Annotated in this window: 13 protein-coding genes; 10 read left to right on the top strand and 3 right to left on the bottom strand. The window is 68.4% G+C overall.

Features of this window, described 5'->3' with window-relative positions:
* Nucleotides 1-232: 232 nt before the first annotated feature.
* The gene (locus ASF58_RS07495) at nt 233-1,702 is read left to right on the top strand and encodes a PAS domain-containing methyl-accepting chemotaxis protein (protein WP_055949772.1); all 1,470 of its coding nucleotides are present in this window, start codon (nt 233-235) and stop codon (nt 1,700-1,702) included.
* A gap of 73 nt (nt 1,703-1,775) precedes the next feature.
* On the opposite strand, the gene ASF58_RS07490 is transcribed toward ASF58_RS07495, so the two are convergent.
* The 3 genes from ASF58_RS07490 to ASF58_RS07480 form a co-directional block, all read right to left on the bottom strand.
* The gene (locus ASF58_RS07490) at nt 1,776-1,955 is read right to left on the bottom strand and encodes a hypothetical protein (protein ID WP_055949770.1); all 180 of its coding nucleotides are present in this window, start codon (nt 1,953-1,955) and stop codon (nt 1,776-1,778) included.
* 118 nt (nt 1,956-2,073) lie between these two features.
* On the bottom strand, nt 2,074-2,982 hold the full coding sequence (locus ASF58_RS07485) for a response regulator transcription factor (RefSeq protein WP_055949769.1): 909 nt from the start codon (nt 2,980-2,982) through the stop codon (nt 2,074-2,076).
* On the bottom strand, nt 2,975-6,337 hold the full coding sequence (locus ASF58_RS07480) for an ATP-binding protein (protein WP_055950076.1): 3,363 nt from the start codon (nt 6,335-6,337) through the stop codon (nt 2,975-2,977). Before ASF58_RS07480 ends, ASF58_RS07485 begins: the two co-directional genes overlap by 8 nt.
* A gap of 385 nt (nt 6,338-6,722) precedes the next feature.
* On the opposite strand from ASF58_RS07480, the gene urtA reads away from it, so the two are divergent.
* The 9 genes from urtA to ASF58_RS07440 all read left to right on the top strand — a co-directional run bounded on the left by urtA (nt 6,723) and on the right by ASF58_RS07440 (nt 16,363).
* The gene (gene urtA, locus ASF58_RS07475; protein ID WP_055949766.1) at nt 6,723-7,982 is read left to right on the top strand and encodes an urea ABC transporter substrate-binding protein; all 1,260 of its coding nucleotides are present in this window, start codon (nt 6,723-6,725) and stop codon (nt 7,980-7,982) included.
* A gap of 149 nt (nt 7,983-8,131) precedes the next feature.
* On the top strand, nt 8,132-9,058 hold the full coding sequence (urtB, locus tag ASF58_RS07470) for an urea ABC transporter permease subunit UrtB (protein WP_055949763.1): 927 nt from the start codon (nt 8,132-8,134) through the stop codon (nt 9,056-9,058).
* Nucleotides 9,059-9,072: 14 nt separating this feature from the next.
* Complete coding sequence (gene urtC, locus ASF58_RS07465) at nt 9,073-10,227, top strand: urea ABC transporter permease subunit UrtC (protein ID WP_055949761.1); 1,155 nt, start codon at nt 9,073-9,075, stop codon at nt 10,225-10,227.
* Between the two features lie 8 nt (nt 10,228-10,235).
* A complete protein-coding gene (urtD, locus tag ASF58_RS07460; RefSeq protein ID WP_055949758.1) occupies nt 10,236-11,021 on the top strand; it encodes an urea ABC transporter ATP-binding protein UrtD in 786 nt (261 codons plus the stop codon).
* Between the two features lie 86 nt (nt 11,022-11,107).
* Nucleotides 11,108-11,797 (top strand): urea ABC transporter ATP-binding subunit UrtE, encoded by a 690-nt coding sequence (gene urtE, locus ASF58_RS07455; RefSeq protein ID WP_055950073.1) that lies wholly within the window; start codon nt 11,108-11,110, stop codon nt 11,795-11,797.
* 29 nt (nt 11,798-11,826) lie between these two features.
* Nucleotides 11,827-12,843: an alpha/beta fold hydrolase gene (locus ASF58_RS07450; protein WP_055949755.1), complete on the top strand. Its 1,017-nt coding sequence runs from the start codon at nt 11,827-11,829 to the stop codon at nt 12,841-12,843.
* Nucleotides 12,844-12,971: 128 nt separating this feature from the next.
* Nucleotides 12,972-14,201, top strand: a complete 1,230-nt coding sequence (gene fmdA, locus ASF58_RS07445) for a formamidase (protein WP_055949752.1) — start codon at nt 12,972-12,974, stop codon at nt 14,199-14,201.
* 217 nt (nt 14,202-14,418) lie between these two features.
* Nucleotides 14,419-14,742, top strand: coding sequence for a zinc ribbon domain-containing protein (locus tag ASF58_RS24800; RefSeq protein WP_082512899.1), 324 nt, complete (start codon nt 14,419-14,421; stop codon nt 14,740-14,742).
* Nucleotides 14,743-14,884: 142 nt separating this feature from the next.
* On the top strand, nt 14,885-16,363 hold the full coding sequence (locus ASF58_RS07440) for a carbohydrate porin (protein ID WP_055949749.1): 1,479 nt from the start codon (nt 14,885-14,887) through the stop codon (nt 16,361-16,363).
* Nucleotides 16,364-16,419: the final 56 nt, after the last annotated feature.

Raw genomic sequence — 16,419 nt, 5'->3', positions numbered from 1 at the left:
CGGCGCGACCCATCGGAGGCGTTGGATCGCGCGGTCTGCGCGCTTTGAGCGAATTTGGCTCTCGTCCCGATACAAGAGCGCTCAGCGCGATTTCACGAACTCTTTTTGACGAAGACGTTTCAGGTTCTTTGGCCGTTAAAGACAAATTCATGGATTGTAACTAAATTTACTCACATCAGGCTGTGACTGGAATAGTCGCATACTAGAAACGTATCCGGGAAAGAAACTAACGATGTTGGGGTCCGGTCTTCGTGCAACGCTCGAGGCGCTCGATCGATCGCAAGGTCGCATCGAATTCGCGATGGATGGAACTGTCCAGAGCGCGAACCAGATCTTTCTCGACCTCCTCGGATATACCTTCGACGAAGTCCGTGGCCGGCCGCACAGCTTGTTCGTGCCTCCCGAAGAGCGGGACACGGCAGCCTACCGGGCATTCTGGGACAGCCTGCGCCGGGGCGAGCATCAGGCCCGTGATTTCTGCCGGATCGGCAAGGACGGCGGCCGGATCTGGATCCGGGCGAGCTACAACCCGATCCTCGATCGGCGCGGCAAGCCGATGAAGGTGGTGAAATTCGCCACGGACATCACCGAGCAGGTCACGCGCAACGCCGCGTTCGAGGGCCAGATCACGGCGATCAACCGGTCGCAGGCGGTGATCCACTTCACGCCGGACGGTCTCGTCACCGACGCCAACCCGATCTTCCTCGAGACCCTCGGCTACCGCCTCGACGAGATCAAGGGCCGGCACCACAGCCAGTTCGTGGCGCCGGCGGACTGGGCGACGCCGGCCTACGCCGCCTTCTGGACCGCGCTGGCGGGCGGCGCCTACCAGGCCGGCGAGTTCCGCCGCTTGGCGAAGGGCGGCCGCGAGGTGTGGATCTACGGCGCCTACAATCCGGTGTTCGGACCCGACGGCCGGGTGGTCTCCGTGGTGAAGTTCGCCAGCGACGTCACCGCCCAGGTCGCCGACCGGCTGCGCCGCCACCAGGGCCAGCAGGCGATCGACAAGGATCTCGGGATCATCACCGGCTCGATCTCCGACGTCAGCCATCAGGCCACCCTCACGGCGGAGGCGGCGGCCCAGACCTCCGGCAACGTCCACGCGGTGGCGGCGGGCGCCGAGGAGTTCTCGGCCTCCATCGAGGAGTTGAGCCGCCACGCGTCCGAGGCGAGGACCGCGTCCGAGGAGGCGGTGGTCCGGGCCCAGGAGGCCTCCGGCATCATCGCCGGGCTGACCTCCGCCGCCGACAAGATCGGCGAGGTGGTCTCGGTCATCCGCACGATCGCCGACCAGACCAACCTGCTGGCGCTCAACGCCACCATCGAGGCGGCCCGGGCCGGCGAGGCGGGGCGCGGCTTCGCCGTGGTCGCGGCCGAGGTGAAGGCCCTGGCCAACCAGTCGTCCCGGGCCACCGAAGAGATCGGGACGCAGATCGCGGCGGTGCAGGGCTCCACCAACCAGGCCGTCACGGCGATCGAGGCCATCGCGCGGACGATCGGCCATCTCAGCGAGATCTCGGTGAGCGTCTCCTCGGCCGTGACCGAGCAGGCCGCGGTGACCCGCGACATGACGGTCAACATGCAGAACGCCGCCCGCAGCGTTGAGGTCGTGCGTCAGAACATGGACGGGATCGCCGCCGCCGCGATCGACGTCGACGCCTCGGTGCGCAAGGCCGGCGCCGCGGCCCGCGCCCTCGCCTGAGGGGCGGGCGCGGCCAAGGCGCGAAAGGCCAAGTCGGGCGAGGCCAAGGCGCGAAAGACCAAGTCGGGACGGATCAGTCCGGGCGCGGGCCGGCCCCGGGCTGCATCACCGTGGGCTCGGAGCCCGAGCCGCGCACCCGGCCGCGCAGGGAGGGAGGCGCGCCCGGCCGTCCGGGTTCGCGCCGCTCGAGGCCGGGCACGACGCGCTCGGTGAGGTCCACGCAGCGGCCGACCAACCACGTCATCCAGTTCATCGCGAAGCTCCCAGCCTGACCTCTCTCCTAGATCGGGTGTCGCGCCGCCAAAGCGAGGGGGCGAGCGGGAATTATCCACGCCGTCTCCGAACCCGCGCGGGGTCCGGACCGCCGCCCCTCAGTCGAGGTCCTGCAGGTGGCGGGCGGCGATGACGGACGCGGCCGTGCGGTTCTCGACGCCGAGCTTCTCGTAGATGCCTTCCAGGTGCTTCGTCACCGTGCGGGGGCTGAGGCCCAGGATCTCGCCGATGTCGCGGCTCGACTTGCCCCGCGAGAGCCAGAGCAGCACCTCCGCCTCCCGTCCGGTGACCCGCAGGCGCAGGCGCAGGCGTTCCAGTCCCGCCTCGGTGCCGTCGCGCGACAGGCGCAGCAGGATCTCGTCGCCGGTGCCGCCGATGAAGCTGAAGGTATAGGCGGTGCCCGCGCGATCGCCGAGGGTCAGGGCCGGCGCGCCCGTGCCGGCGAGGCAGCCCCGGAGCCAGGCGGCGCCCTGCGGCGGCAGGCTCAAGGGGGCGCCGGGTTCGGTGAAGCCGCCGAGCAGGCGGGCGGCCTGGGGCGTGCCCCACAGGACCGTGCCGTCGCGGTCCACCGCGAACAGGGTGCGGCCGGTGGTGTCCAGGGCGGCTCGGGCGCTCTGTGCCGCGCGGGCGCTCGCGAGATGGACCCGGATGCGGGCCAGGATCTCGTCCGGCGCGATGGGCTTGGTGACGTAGTCGACGCCCCCCGCCTCCAGGCCCTTCACGATGTGCTCGGTCTCCGACAGCCCGGTCATGAAGATGACGGGGACGTGGGCGAGGTGCCCCTTCGCCTTGAGGCGGCGGCAGGTCTCGAACCCGTCCATGCCCGGCATCACCGCGTCGAGCAGGATCACGTCCGGGGTGATCTCGTCGACCAGGGCCAGGGCGAGGTCGCCCGCCACCGCCACCACCACGGTGGCGCCCGAGCGCTCGATCGCCTCGGTGAGGAAGCTCAGGGTCTCGGGGGAATCGTCGACCACCAGGACGGTATCGCGCTGCGCCTCAGCCATCGGCGGGCTCCAGCAAGCCTTCGATCACCGCTCGGGCACGGCGCAGGTCGAAGGCGGCGGTGAGCCCCCGCATCTGCGCGATGAAGGCGGTCGGTGCCGCGGGTCCGCCTTCCATCTCGGCGAGCTTCGCCTCGATGCCGCGGACGTGGCCGATGCGCACGAGGCGCAGGAGGTCGGCGAGGTGCTCCGGGCGGGGGGGCGGCGCGGCGGCCGCGGGCGGGGCCGCCGCGGGGGCCTCGCCCGCGGTCCAGTGGAGGCCGAGGAGCCCGGTGACGCATTCGAGGAAGTCGCGCAGGTCGAAGGGCTTGGCGATGATGGCGTCGTGGGGCGCATCGCTCCCGCGCGATGGGCTGATCTCGTGCACGTTGGCCGACATCATGGCGATGCGGCCGGTCTGGCCCGCCTCGCGCAGGGCCTTCGCCAGCACCCAGCCGCTCATGCCCGGCATGGCGATGTCGAGGAGGAACAGGTCCGGCGGCCGCGTCGCCGCCAGCGCCAGGCAGGCCGGGCCGTCGCCGGCCTCCAGCACCACGAGGCCCAGGGGTTCGAGGATGTCGCGCATCAGGCCGCGATGGGCGGCATCGTCGTCGGCCACCAGGATGGTGCGGCGGGCCCCCGCATAGGTGCGCGCCGGCGCGCTGGCCTGGGTCAGGACCGGCTTCGGGCGCGCCACCGAGGCGAGCATCAGGCGCACGCGAAAGCGCGTGCCGCGCCCGACCTCGCTCTCCACCGTGATCTCGCCTCCCATCACCTGGGCCAGCAGGTGCGCGATGGTCAGTCCGAGGCCGGTGCCGGGCGTGGAGCGGGCCGCCGCCAGGGAGCCGCGCTCGAAGGGCTCGAAGATCCGCTCCAGGTCGTCCGGGCGGATGCCGAGGCCGGTGTCGCTGATGGTGAACACCGCGATCTGGTTGCGGTAGGTCAGGTCGAGGGTCACCGTGCCGGCGGGGGTGAACTTGATCGCGTTCGACAGGAGGTTGAGCAGGATCTGGCGCAGGCGCTTCTCGTCGGTGGCGACCACCGCCGGCAGGGTCTCGGGCCGGGTGAAGCGGAAGGCCAGGGCGGCGCCCTGGGCCTGGAGCCGGATCATGTCGACGATCTGGTCGAGAAAATCGGCGAGCCGGACCTCGTTGCGGTGGATCTGGAGCCGTCCGGCCTCCATCCGGGAAATGTCGAGGAGGCCGTCGATCAGGCCCGAGAGGTGCTGGGCCGAGCGCCGGATGACCCGGATCCCGTTCTGGCGCGGGGCCGGAATCGAGGGATCGCCCTCGAGCAGCTGCGCGTAGCCGAGCACCGCGTTGAGGGGCGTGCGCAACTCGTGGCTGATGCCGACCACGTAGCGGCTCTTGGCGAGGTTGGCGGCCTCCGCGACCTCCTTGGCCTGCTGCAGCTTGGCGTCCGTGACCTTATGGGCCTCGATCTCGGCCTGGTAGAGCCCGGTCTGGCGGGCGGTCTCCTCCAGGGCGACCCGGCGGCTCTCCTGGGCCAGCACGAACAGCCAGGCGACGATCCCCAGGATGACGATGAGGATCAGGAACACGCTGGTCAGCGCCGCGCCGAGGACCGCGCGGTGCTCGGGATGCTCGGCGCTGGCCCCCGCATGCACGATGCCGAGGATCAGCCCGATCGCCACCACCAGGGTCAGCATCAGGGCGAGGTAGCGGCCCAGCGGCGCGCCGATCCAGGCGGCGGTGCGGGCCGGGGCGACCCGGGCGAGCACGCTCTGGGCCTGGGCCTCCAGGCGTCCGTGCGGCTTGCAGAGGTCGCCGCAGCGGGCATCGAGGGAGCAGCATAGGGAGCAGATCGGCCCTGCATAGGCCGGGCACTGGGCCATGTCCTCGGGCTCGAACGGGTGCTCGCAGACCCGGCAGGTGATCTCGGCCGCGCCCTGCCAGTCGGTGCGCGGGGTACGGGCGAGATAGTAGCGCCCGCCGGTGGCCAGGGCGATGGCGGGGGCGCCGAGGCAAGCGACGGCCAGGGCCAGCATTGGCGCGAACGGCACGGCGGGCGCCCCGAACCCGCCCGCATGGGCCACGAACCCGCTGAGGATCGCCAGCGCCATGGCGCCGGTCCCCACCGGATTGATGGCGTAGAGATGGGCGCGCTTGAACTCGATGCCGGGGGGCGACAGGCCGAAGGGCTTGTTGATGGCGAGGTCCGCCGCCAGCGCGCCGACCCAGGCCGAGACCACCACGGCGTAGAGCGACAGGGTGCTGACGATGGTCTTGTCGATGCCGAGCTCCATCAGCAGCAGGGCGATGGCGACGTTGAAGACGAGCCAGACCACGCGGCCCGGATGGCTGTGCGTCAGGCGCGAGAAGAAGTTCGACCAGGCGATCGAGCCCGCATAGGCGTTGGTGACGTTGATCTTGAGCTGCGAGACCACCACGAACAGGGTCATCAGGGCGACGGCGCCGAACCCCGAGGGCAGCACGTAGCCGAAGGCCACCGCGTACATCTGGGTCGGCTCCGCGGCGCGCTCGGCCGGGACGCCGTGCGCGATGGCGAGCACCGCCAGGAACGACCCGAGCAGGATCTTGAGCATCCCGGGCAGGATCCAGCCGCCGCCGGCCCCCAGCACCGCCGCCCACCAGCGCCCGGAGCGCTCGGGGGCGCGCGCCGGCACGAAGCGCAGGAAATCGACCTGCTCGCCGACCTGGGCCAGCAGCGCCAGCAGGATGCCGGAGGCCAGCCCGAAGCGGGGCCAGTCGAAGCCGCCGAGGCCGTCGGCCCCCGGATGGGCGAGCCAGGCCGCCACCGGCGCGTCCCCGGCCCAGGCGATGCAGGCCAGCGGGATGAGGTTGAGGACGATCCAGACCGGCTGCGTCCAGAGCTGGAAGCGGCTGATCATGGCGATGCCGTAGACGACCAGCGGGATCACCGCGAGGGCGCTGACGAGGTAGCCGAGGCTCGGCGGCAGCCCGAAGCAGAGCTCCAGGGCCAGGGCCATGATCGCCGCCTCGATGGCGAGGAACAGGAAAGTGAAGCTCGCGTAGATCAGCGAGGTCACGGTCGAGCCGATATAGCCGAAGCCGGCGCCCCGGGTGAGGAGGTCGATGTCGACGCCGTAGCGGGCGGCGTAGAGGCTGATCGGCGTCGCGGTGGCGAAGATGATGGCGCTCACCACCAGGAGCGCCGCCAGGGTGTTGGTGAACCCGACCGTCAGCACCAGGGTGCCGCCGATCGCCTCCAGGGCCAGGAAGGAGAGCGACCCGAGGGCGGTCTGGGCGACCCGGAACCCGGACCAGCGCCGCGCCTTCTTGGCGGTGAAGCGCAGGGCATAATCCTCCAGCGTCTCGTCGGCGACGAGGCGGTTGTAGTCGCGCCGGATCGGCAGGATACGCTGGTGCTCGGTCATCGTGTTCGGCGGGGACGGTATCATGCGGCGCAGGGTCTGGCGCGGCATCCCGGCTCGTCCGAAACCGCGGCGCTCCGTCCTCCCCAGCCAAGCAAGGACCGTGCCTGGATTCCCGTGCGCCCATGCGGGCGCGCGTCGCGCTCGGCGGGCGGAGCGGCGATGGCCTCCGGGGCGATCGGTCCCGCGGGGTGCGGTCCGAAGCGGCGGCGTCCGAAGCCTAGTGGGGGAGACTCGCGGGGAGTTCGACAGCATGGGCCCGTCCGCCGGGGTCCGACATACGCAAAACAGCGTATAGGCCGCACCGCACCACGCGGCCTAGCCTCCGCTCCGTCGATCCACGGCCGTCCGATGCGCCGTGCGACGACCGACAGGGGTTTTGGGCACGATGGCAGAGGACAAGGGCAACGGCCTGCAATCGGCGCTCCGGCGCAGGCTTCTCATGGGTCTGGCCGGCGCTCCGGCGATCGCCTTGATGCCGCGCATGAGCTTCGCGGCCGCGCCGCCGACCTCGGCGGTGAACACCACCGGCCTCGCGGTGACCGACACCGAGGTCACGGTCGGCATCCTGCACTCCGCCACCGGCACGATGGCGATTTCCGAGACCGGCTCGATCCAGGCCGAGAAGCTCGCGATCTCGCAGATCAACGAGGCGGGCGGCGTGCTCGGCCGCAAGATCAAGATCATCCAGGAGGACGGCGCCTCCGACTGGCCGACCTTCGCGGAGAAAGCCAAGAAGCTCCTCGTCAACGATCACTGCGCCGCCGTGATGGGCTGCTGGACCTCGGCCTCGCGCAAGGCCGCCTTGCCGGTCTTCGAGCAGTACAACGGCCTCCTGTACTACCCGACCTTCTACGAGGGCCTGGAGCAGTCCAAGAACGTCTTCTACACCGGCCAGGAGGCCACGCAGCAGATCCTCGCGGGCCTGAACTGGGTCAACAAGGAGAAGGGCGGCGACACGTTCTTCTTCATCGGCTCGGACTACATCTGGCCCCGGACCTCGAACAAGATCGCCCGCAAGCATGTCGAGAACGTGCTCAAGGGCAAGGTCGTCGGCGAGGAGTACTTCCCCCTCGGCCACACGCAGTTCAACTCGGTGATCAACAAGATCAAGCTCACCAAGCCGAAGGTGATCTTCGCCGACGTGGTCGGCGGCTCCAACGTGGCGTTCTACAAGCAGCTCAAGGCGGCCGGCATCGACCTGTCGAAGCAAATCCTCCTGACGATCTCGGTCACCGAGGACGAGATCGATGGCATCGGTGGCGAGAACATCGCCGGCGCCTATTCCTGCATGAAGTACTTCCAGTCGATCGACAACGCGAACAACAAGGCCTTCGTCTCGGCCTTCAAGAAGATGTGGGGCGAGAAGACCGTCATCGGCGACGTGACCCAGGCGGCCTATCTCGGGCCGTTCCTGTGGAAGATGGCTTGCGAGAAGGCCGGCTCCTTCGACGTCGACAAGGTGGTCGCCGCCTCGCCGGACCTCGAGTTCAAGGCCGCGCCCGAGGGCTACGTCCGGATCGATCCGAACCATCACCTCTGGTCGAAGACCCGCGTCGGCAAGGCGCTGCCGGATGGCCAGTTCGAGATCGTCTACACGAGCCCCGAGCTGATCAAGCCCGATCCGTTCCCCAAGGGCTACCAGTAGAGACAGCTACCAGTAGAGACAGCTACCAGTAGAACCCGCTCCCCCAGGACCTGCTCCCCCCTCCCCTTGCGTGGGGAGGGGGACGTCTACGGTGTTGATCGGCCCGATGCTTGCACATCCTTCGGCGGCATCCTTCGGAGAACGAACCCATGTTCGGCGACTACTCCCTCGGTGATCTTGGCGCGATCTTCGCGATGCAGGGCTTCGCCGGGCTGATCCTGTTCTCGGTCTACGTGCTGATGGCCCTGGGGCTGGCGATCATCTTCGGCCAGATGGGGGTGATCAACATGGCCCACGGGGAGTTCATGATCCTCGGCGCCTACATGACCTATCTCTGCTCGGGCTTCTTCCAGAGCCACCTGCCGGCCCTGTTCCCGGCCTACTTCTTCGTGGCGATGGCCCTGGCCTTCCTGGCCTCCGGGGCGCTCGGAATGCTGGTGGAATGGGCGCTGATCCGCCACCTCTACAAGCGCCCGCTCGACACGCTGCTGGCCACCTGGGGCCTCTCGCTGATCCTGCAGCAGGCCTACCGCTCGATCTTCGGCGCCCGCGAGGTCGGCGTGGAGCTGCCCGCCTGGCTCATCGGCTCCGTGCAGGTCACCGACACCATCGAGATCCCGATCAACGGCATGTTCGTGATGGCCATCACCACCCTGATCACCGTCGGCGTCGCGATCCTGATGTACCGCTCCCGCTTCGGCGCCCAGGTCCGCGCCGTGGTGCAGAACCGCGCGATGGCCGGCGCCGTCGGCATCGACACCGAGAAGGTGGACCGCCTGACCTTCGGCCTCGGCTGCGGCATTGCCGGCATCGCCGGCTCGGCCTTTACCATGGTGGGCTCCACCGGGCCGACCTCGGGCCAGCTCTACATCGTCGACACCTTCCTGATCGTGGTCTTCGGCGGCGCCGCCTCCCTGCTCGGCACCATCGCCTCGGCCTTCTCGATCTCGCAGACGCAGTCGACCCTCGAATTCTTCCTCTCGGGCTCCACCGCGAAGGTGATCACGCTGCTGGCGGTGGTCGGCATCCTGATGCTGCGGCCGCAGGGCCTCTTCACCCTCAAGGTCCGGCGCTGAGGAGCCTGAACGTCATGACCCGCTCCACATCCCCCACCCCCGTCGTGAACGACAACCCCTTCATGAAGCCGATGGAATGGGTGAGCCTTGCGCTCCTCGTGGCCGTCATCTTCGTGGTGCTGCCGCTGCTGCTCGACGCCTTCCGCCTCAACCTCGTCGGCAAGTACCTGACCTATTCCTTCGTGGCCCTCGGCCTCGTCATCTGCTGGGGCTTCGGCGGCATCCTCTCCCTGGGCCAGGGCGTGTTCTTCGGCCTCGGCGGCTACCTGATGGCGATGTATCTCAAGCTGGAGGCCTCCAGCATCGAGAACACCAAGATCCAGTCGACGCCCGGCATCCCCGACTTCATGGACTGGAACCAGATCACTGCCCTGCCCTGGTTCTGGAAGCCGTTCCAGAGCCTGCCCTTCACCCTCCTGGCGGTGCTGGTGGTGCCGGCGCTCTTCGCCTTCGTCATCGGCACGGCGATGTTCCGCCGCCGCGTCGGCGGCACCTACTTCGCCATCATCACCCAGGCCATCGCCGCCATCCTGACGATCCTCATCGTCGGCCAGCAGGGCTACACCGGCGGCATCAACGGCATCACCGACCTGCGCACCCTGCACGGCTGGGACATCCGCACCGACAGCGCCCATAACATCCTCTACTTCGTCAATGCGGGGCTGCTCGTCGGCTGCATCCTGTTCGCCCAGATGGTGAAGAAGTCGAAGCTCGGGCGCATCCTCCTGGCCATGCGCGACAAGGAGGACCGGGTCCGATTCTCGGGCTACCAGGTGGCGAGCTTCAAGACCTTCGCGTTCTGCCTCGCGGCGGTGTTCGCGGCCATCGGGGGGGCGATGTTCACCCTGCAGGTCGGGTTCATGTCGCCCTCCTTCGTGGGCATCGTGCCCTCGATCGAGATGGTGATCTACGCCGCCGTGGGCGGGCGCCTGTCGCTGTTCGGCGCCGTCTGGGGCACCCTCCTCGTCAACTGGGCCAAGACCAGCTTCTCGGAGAGCTTTCCGGAGCTCTGGCTCTTCGGTCTCGGCGCCCTGTTCATCGCCGTGGTGCTGGCCTTCCCGAACGGCCTGGCGGGCATCTACCGCACCTACGTCGAGCCCCGCCTGACCCGGCGCGTGAAGGCCCTGGAGCCCGCCCCCGCCGTCGCCCTGACCCACGCGGCCGAGTAGGACCTCCGATGAACGCAGCCCTCCTGCCCTCGCACCGCATCGGCGCCGATCCGGCCGAGAAGGACTTCCTCCTGGCGGTGGAATCCCTCACCGTCTCCTTCGACGGGTTCAAGGCGGTCAACGACGTCTCGTTCTACGTCGACCCCAACGAGATCCGGGTCATCATCGGTCCCAACGGGGCCGGCAAGACCACCGTGCTCGACCTGATCTGCGGGCGCACCAAGGCCAGCGCCGGCTCCATCAAGTACAAGGGCCAGGAACTCACCAAGCTCTCCGAGAGCGCCATCGTCCAGGCCGGCGTCGGCCGCAAGTTCCAGACCCCGTCGATCTACGACGACCTCACGGTGTTCGAGAACCTGGAGATCTCCTTTCCGCGGGGCCGCTCGGTCTTCGGCGCCCTGACCTTCAAGCGCGACGCCGAGGTCCGCGACCGGATCGAGGAGGTCGCCAGCATGATCTTCCTCAAGGACCAGCTCCTCGAGCGGGCCGAGTTCCTCAGTCACGGCCAGAAGCAGTGGCTCGAGATCGGCATGCTGCTGATCCAGGACCCGGAACTGCTGATGCTCGACGAGCCGGTGGCGGGCATGAGCGTCGGCGAGCGCATCAAGACCGCCGAGCTGCTCAACCAGATCATCAAGGGCCGCTCGGTGCTGGTGATCGAGCACGACATGAAGTTCGTCGAGGACATCGCCCACCGGGTCACCGTGCTGCACCAGGGCAAGGTCCTGTCCGAGGGCTCGATGGAGCGGGTCAAGAACGACCCGAAGGTCATCGAAGTCTATCTCGGCCACTGAGAGGAAACGGCGCCATGCTCCAGACCACGCCCGCCCCCTCGCCGGCCTTCTCGCCCGCGCCCCTGATCCAGGGCGGCGTCCCGCCGATGCTGGCGATCCGCGACCTGCACGCGGCCTATGGCCAGAGCGAGGTCCTGCACGGCCTCGACATCGCCGTGGCACCCGGCGAGATCGTCGCCGTGATGGGCCGTAACGGCATGGGCAAGACCACGCTGATGAAGACCCTGATGGGCATCGTGCCGGTCAAGTCCGGGACGATCCAGGTCGACGGCGCCGGGGTCGAGGGCCTGAAGAGCCACCAGCGCGTGGCCAAGGGCCTCGCCTACGTGCCGCAGGGCCGGATGATCTTCTCCGCCATGACCGTGCAGGAGAACATCGAGACCGGGCTCACCGTCACCGGGGAGCGCCGGGTGCCGCAGGAACTCTACACGATGTTCCCGGTCCTCCTGGAGATGAAGGGCCGGCGCGGCGGCAACCTGTCGGGCGGCCAGCAGCAGCAGCTCGCCATTGCCCGGGCGCTGGCGAGCCGGCCCAAGGTCCTCCTCCTCGACGAGCCCACCGAGGGCATCCAGCCCTCGATCATCCGTGAGATGGGCCGCACCCTGAAGAAGATCCGCGACGACCGCGGGCTCTCCATCGTGGTCTCCGAGCAGGTGCTCAGCTTCGCCCTCGATGTCGCCGACCGAGTCCTGGTGATCGAGAACGGCCACATCGTCCATGAATCCCTGCGCGCCGATATCGACGAGGCCCAGGTCGCCCGCTTCCTCTCCGTCTGACGGGACCCGACATGCCAAAAGGGGCCGAGATGGCCGATTACGAGATCTTCGAGCTCGGCGACTTCGTCCTCCAGTGCGGGAAGACGCTGCGCAGCGCCAAGCTCGCCTACAAGACCTTCGGCACGCTCAACGCCGCCCGGGACAACGCCATCGTCTACCCGACCTGGTATTCGGGCCAGCACACCGAGAACGAGTGGCTGATCGGCCCCGGCAAGGCCCTCGACCCGGACAAGTACTTCATCATCATCCCGAACATGTTCGGCAACGGGCTCTCGTCCTCGCCGAGCAATACGCCGCCGCCCTGGAACGGGCCGCGCTTTCCCAACGTCACCGCCTACGACAACGTCACGGCGCAGCATCGGCTCGTCACCGAGCGTTTCGGCATCGAGACCCTGATGCTGGTGACCGGCTGGTCGATGGGCGCCCTGCAGACCTACCATTGGGGTGCGCTCTACCCCGACATGGTGCCGCGCATCCTGCCGTTTCAGGGCTCGGCCAAGTGCTCGCGGCACAACTTCGTCTTCCTGGAAGGGGCCAAGGCCGCCCTGCAGGCCGATGCCGCCTACGCCGAGGGCTGGTACACCCGCCCGCCGAACCGGGGCCTGCGCGCCTTCGGTCGGGTCTATGCCGGCTGGGGCCTGTCGCAGACCTTCTACCGGATCGAGGCCGACAAGACCCATATGGGCTACGCCTCGCTGGAGGACTTCCTTGTCGGGTTCTGGGAGGGGCTGTTCTACACCCGGGACGCCAACGACCTTCTGGCCATGCTCTGGACCTGGCAGAACGGCGATATCAGCGCCAATGACCGCTTCAACGGTGATCTCAAGGCCGCCCTCGGTGCCATCCGCGCGAAGGCGATCCTGATGCCGGCCTCCACCGACCTCTACTTTCCCCCCGAGGACAACGCCCTCGAGGCGGCGGCCATGCCGAACGCGGAGCTGCGCGTCATCGAGACCTGGTGGGGGCATTTCGCGGGCGGTCCCGGCACGAGCCCCGACGACATCGCCACACTCGACGCAGCCCTCAAGGCGCTGCTCGCGAGCTGACCGGCCCCGGGCCGGGGTGCACCGCGCCCGGCCCGACGACCACCGGCACATCACCCGCCGACGGATCTCACCGCCGGCGAGAACGGGGACGCGTGTCCTCACGTCTGGGAAGGGAGCACCGACGCAACATGCCCGAGACCCTGATCAAGGTCGATCTGACCCAATCGGCCTACGACAACGACATGGTGCACAACCGCTGGCACCCCGACATCCCGATGGTGGCGATGGTCAAGCCCGGCGACGACTTCATCGTCGAGACCTATGACTGGACCGGCGGCTTCATCAAGAACAACGATTCCGCCGACGACGTGCGCGACATCGATCTCTCGATCGTGCACTTCCTCTCCGGCCCGATCGGCGTCGAGGGCGCCGAGCCCGGTGACCTCCTCGTGGTCGACCTCCTCGACATCGGCGCCAAGCCCGAGAGCCAGTGGGGCTTCAACGGCTTCTTCTCCAAGAAGAACGGCGGCGGCTTCCTCGACGAGCACTTCCCCCAGGCCCAGAAATCGATCTGGGACTTCGAGGGCATGTTCACCAAGTCGCGCCACATCCCCGGCGTGCGCTTCCCCGGCCTGATCCATCCCGGCCTGATCGGCTGCCTGCCCGATCCGAAGATGCTGGAGACCTGGAACACCCGCGAGAAGGCGCTGTTCGACACCGACCCCAACCGGGTCCCGGCGCTGGCCACCCTGCCCTTCGCGCCGACCGCCCATATGGGCCGGCTCAAGGGCGAGGGCCGCGACGCGGCGGCGGCCACGGGCGCCCGCACCGTGCCGGGGCGCGAGCACGGCGGCAATTGCGACATCAAGGACCTGTCGCGCGGCTCGAAGATCTACTTCCCGGTCTACGTGCCCGGCGCCGGCCTCTCGATGGGCGACCTGCATTTCAGCCAGGGCGACGGCGAGATCACCTTCTGCGGCGCCATCGAGATGGCGGGCTGGGTCCACCTCAAGGTCAGCCTGATCAAGGACGGCATGGCCAAGTACGGGATCAAGAACCCGATCTTCAAGCCGTCGCCGATCACGCCGAAGTTCGACGACCACCTCATCTTCGAGGGCGTCTCCGTCGACGAGTACGGCAAGCAGCATTACCTCGACGTGACGGTGGCCTACCGCCAGGCCTGCCTCAACGCGATCGAGTACCTGAAGAAGTTCGGCTACTCGGGTGCCCAGGCCTACTCGATCCTCGGCACCGCGCCGGTCCAGGGTCACATCTCGGGGGTCGTCGACATCCCGAACGCCTGCGCCACCCTCTGGATCCCGACGAAGATCTTCGACTTCGACATCAATCCCGGTGCCGACGGACCGACGAAGTTCCTCGACGGCTCGATCCAGATGCCCCTGTCGCCGGACCTCTGAGAACCGGCGCGCCCGATCCGGCGCCGATCCCCCTCCCCTCGTGGGGCGGGGTCAGGGCGGGGGATTGGGCGTCCCTCGGGATGCGCAGGCTCTCGGAACGCCCCCTCCCTCCACCGCCTCCCCACGCGCTCGACGGATCTCACGCCGGTCCGAGATCCGCCGGGGAGGCGAGCCGTGCCGCCGCCCGCCCTCCAGCAGACATCACCGAGAGGCCCCGATGCCCGTCTACGATTACGCCTGCGACGCCTGCGGCCCGTTCACGGTGCTGCGCCCGATGGCCGAGTTCCAGGATCCGCACGATTGCCCGGATTGCGGGACCACCTGCGGCCGCGCCTTCCTGACCGCGCCGAACCTCGCCTCCATGGATGCCGGCCTGCGCAAGGCGCACGCCACCAACGAGCGCAGCCGTCACGCGCCCCGACGGGTGTCCGGGCATGGGGCCGGGTGCGGCTGCTGCAGCGGGTCGACGAAGGCCAAAACGCAAGCAACGCCAGCCGCTAAAAGCTTTCCATCTGCACGTCCCTGGATGATTAGCCACTAAATTAAGCACTGGCATTACCTTTGCAAAGTATTTCCCGACAGCAGATCTGCACAGTGTCTGGGCCTATCGAGATATAATTCCACGCCTGAAGTGGATGCGATGGGTCTGAGGCGGGATCGATGCTGGAACGCGGGGTGGTACGATGATCCAGAGAATCGAACGGGGACCGGTGCCGAGGCGTCGGACGGGATGGGGCGCCGCCCGGAATGCGCTCCTGTCGGCGGCTTTGGCGGCCGCCGGTGTCCTGGCTGGGAGGGCGGCGCTGGCGCAGACCGCCTCGCCGGTGGGCCAGCTCAACGAGCAGACCCAGCCGCGCACCGACCCGGCCATCGCCGACAAGCCGAAGGACCCGGTCCGCGTCGGCCCGCTGGCGCCCTGGGCCACCGAGATGGCGGCCCGCGGCCTGACCTTCGACGTCAACGTCTACGACTTCTACCAGGCCAACCCGAGCATGGGCCTGCGGCCCGGCGAGCAGTCGAACTCGGCCTACTTCGTACTCTCGATGACCGCCGACATGCAGAAGCTCGCGGGCATCTCGGGCGGGACGATCAACTTCACCCAGACCTTCTTCGGCCTGGTGCGCAACCTCAACATGGCCGCCGACATCGGCGACACCACGGTCGGCTACCAGCCGCCCTACAACCCCAACTTCGCCCGGCTGTCGCTCTTCACCTACCAGCAGAAGCTGCTCGACGACCGCCTGGTGGTCGAGGTCGGACGCACGCATCCGGACCGGTATTACGGCCTGCCGCCGTGCAACTCGATCAATTCCTGCTTCCAGGACATGTTCTACTTCAATGCCGGCTTCACCTCGCCGCTCTACGGGGTCTGGGGGGCCAACGTCGCCTACAAGCTCTCGCCGACCACCTACATCCAGGCCGGCGCCTTCAGCGTGAACCCCAACACCAACGTGCTGTCGGGCTATGATTTCGGCTACGAGCGCCTCGCCGGCGCCGTCGTCATGACCGAGATCGGCCGCAAGACCGACTTCTCCCAGGAAGCCTATCCGGGCCGCGTCTCGCTCACCGGCTTCTACAACACCGCCGACCACGAGGATAACTTCAAGACGGCGCTGGGCCGCTCCAAGGGCCTCTTCCCCGGCGATCCGGCCCTGCAGAAGTCGGGCACCTCGGGCGTGGTGCTCACCGCCTCGCAGACGGTCTGGCGCGCCGACGGCGGCGCCGAGGCGGCCAACCCCCACCCGGCCGCGATCGCGGTCTACACCGGCACCGGCTACGCCTTCGATCCGACGATCCCGATCCGGTTCAATTCGTTCGCCGGCATCCTGCTGCAATCGCCCGACCAGACCCGGCCCAACGACACCTACGGGCTGAAGGCCAACTGGCAGCGCATCAACGCCAACTACGCGGACTTCCTGGCGGACGCGAACGCCTTCGCGGGCGGCTCCGGTGCGCCGTTCTCGCGCGACAAGTTCATCTTCGAGGCGAACGCCCACATCGATGTCGGGGCCGGCGTGATCCTCGAGCCCGTGGTCCAGTACGTCGTCAATCCGAACTCGTTCTGGAATCCCTACACCGCCCGGCGGCCGAAGGACGGCGTCTATGGCGGCTTCACCCTCGTGGTTCCCCTCGGAACCCTCCTCGGCCTCGCGCCGGGCTAGGGCCCCGGGGGACCTCGTCCCCGCGCGTGCCGCGCGACCCCGCGGCACGCGCCACG

Source organism: Methylobacterium sp. Leaf125 (genome assembly GCF_001423085.1).
In the GTDB taxonomy this organism is placed as follows: Bacteria; Pseudomonadota; Alphaproteobacteria; order Rhizobiales; family Beijerinckiaceae; genus Methylobacterium.
The sequence above is the reverse complement of the archived record's forward strand: the minus strand, read 5'-3'. Positions and strand labels throughout refer to the sequence as shown.

Coding starts and splice junctions, on each gene's coding strand:
- ASF58_RS07495 (WP_055949772.1), top strand. CDS start 233: ATGTTGGGGTCCGGTCTTCGTGCAACGCTCGAGGCGCTCGATCGATCG.
- ASF58_RS07490 (WP_055949770.1), bottom strand. CDS start 1,955: ATGAACTGGATGACGTGGTTGGTCGGCCGCTGCGTGGACCTCACCGAG.
- ASF58_RS07485 (WP_055949769.1), bottom strand. CDS start 2,982: ATGGCTGAGGCGCAGCGCGATACCGTCCTGGTGGTCGACGATTCCCCC.
- ASF58_RS07480 (WP_055950076.1), bottom strand. CDS start 6,337: ATGACCGAGCACCAGCGTATCCTGCCGATCCGGCGCGACTACAACCGC.
- urtA (WP_055949766.1), top strand. CDS start 6,723: ATGGCAGAGGACAAGGGCAACGGCCTGCAATCGGCGCTCCGGCGCAGG.
- urtB (WP_055949763.1), top strand. CDS start 8,132: ATGTTCGGCGACTACTCCCTCGGTGATCTTGGCGCGATCTTCGCGATG.
- urtC (WP_055949761.1), top strand. CDS start 9,073: ATGACCCGCTCCACATCCCCCACCCCCGTCGTGAACGACAACCCCTTC.
- urtD (WP_055949758.1), top strand. CDS start 10,236: ATGAACGCAGCCCTCCTGCCCTCGCACCGCATCGGCGCCGATCCGGCC.
- urtE (WP_055950073.1), top strand. CDS start 11,108: ATGCTGGCGATCCGCGACCTGCACGCGGCCTATGGCCAGAGCGAGGTC.
- ASF58_RS07450 (WP_055949755.1), top strand. CDS start 11,827: ATGGCCGATTACGAGATCTTCGAGCTCGGCGACTTCGTCCTCCAGTGC.
- fmdA (WP_055949752.1), top strand. CDS start 12,972: ATGCCCGAGACCCTGATCAAGGTCGATCTGACCCAATCGGCCTACGAC.
- ASF58_RS24800 (WP_082512899.1), top strand. CDS start 14,419: ATGCCCGTCTACGATTACGCCTGCGACGCCTGCGGCCCGTTCACGGTG.
- ASF58_RS07440 (WP_055949749.1), top strand. CDS start 14,885: ATGATCCAGAGAATCGAACGGGGACCGGTGCCGAGGCGTCGGACGGGA.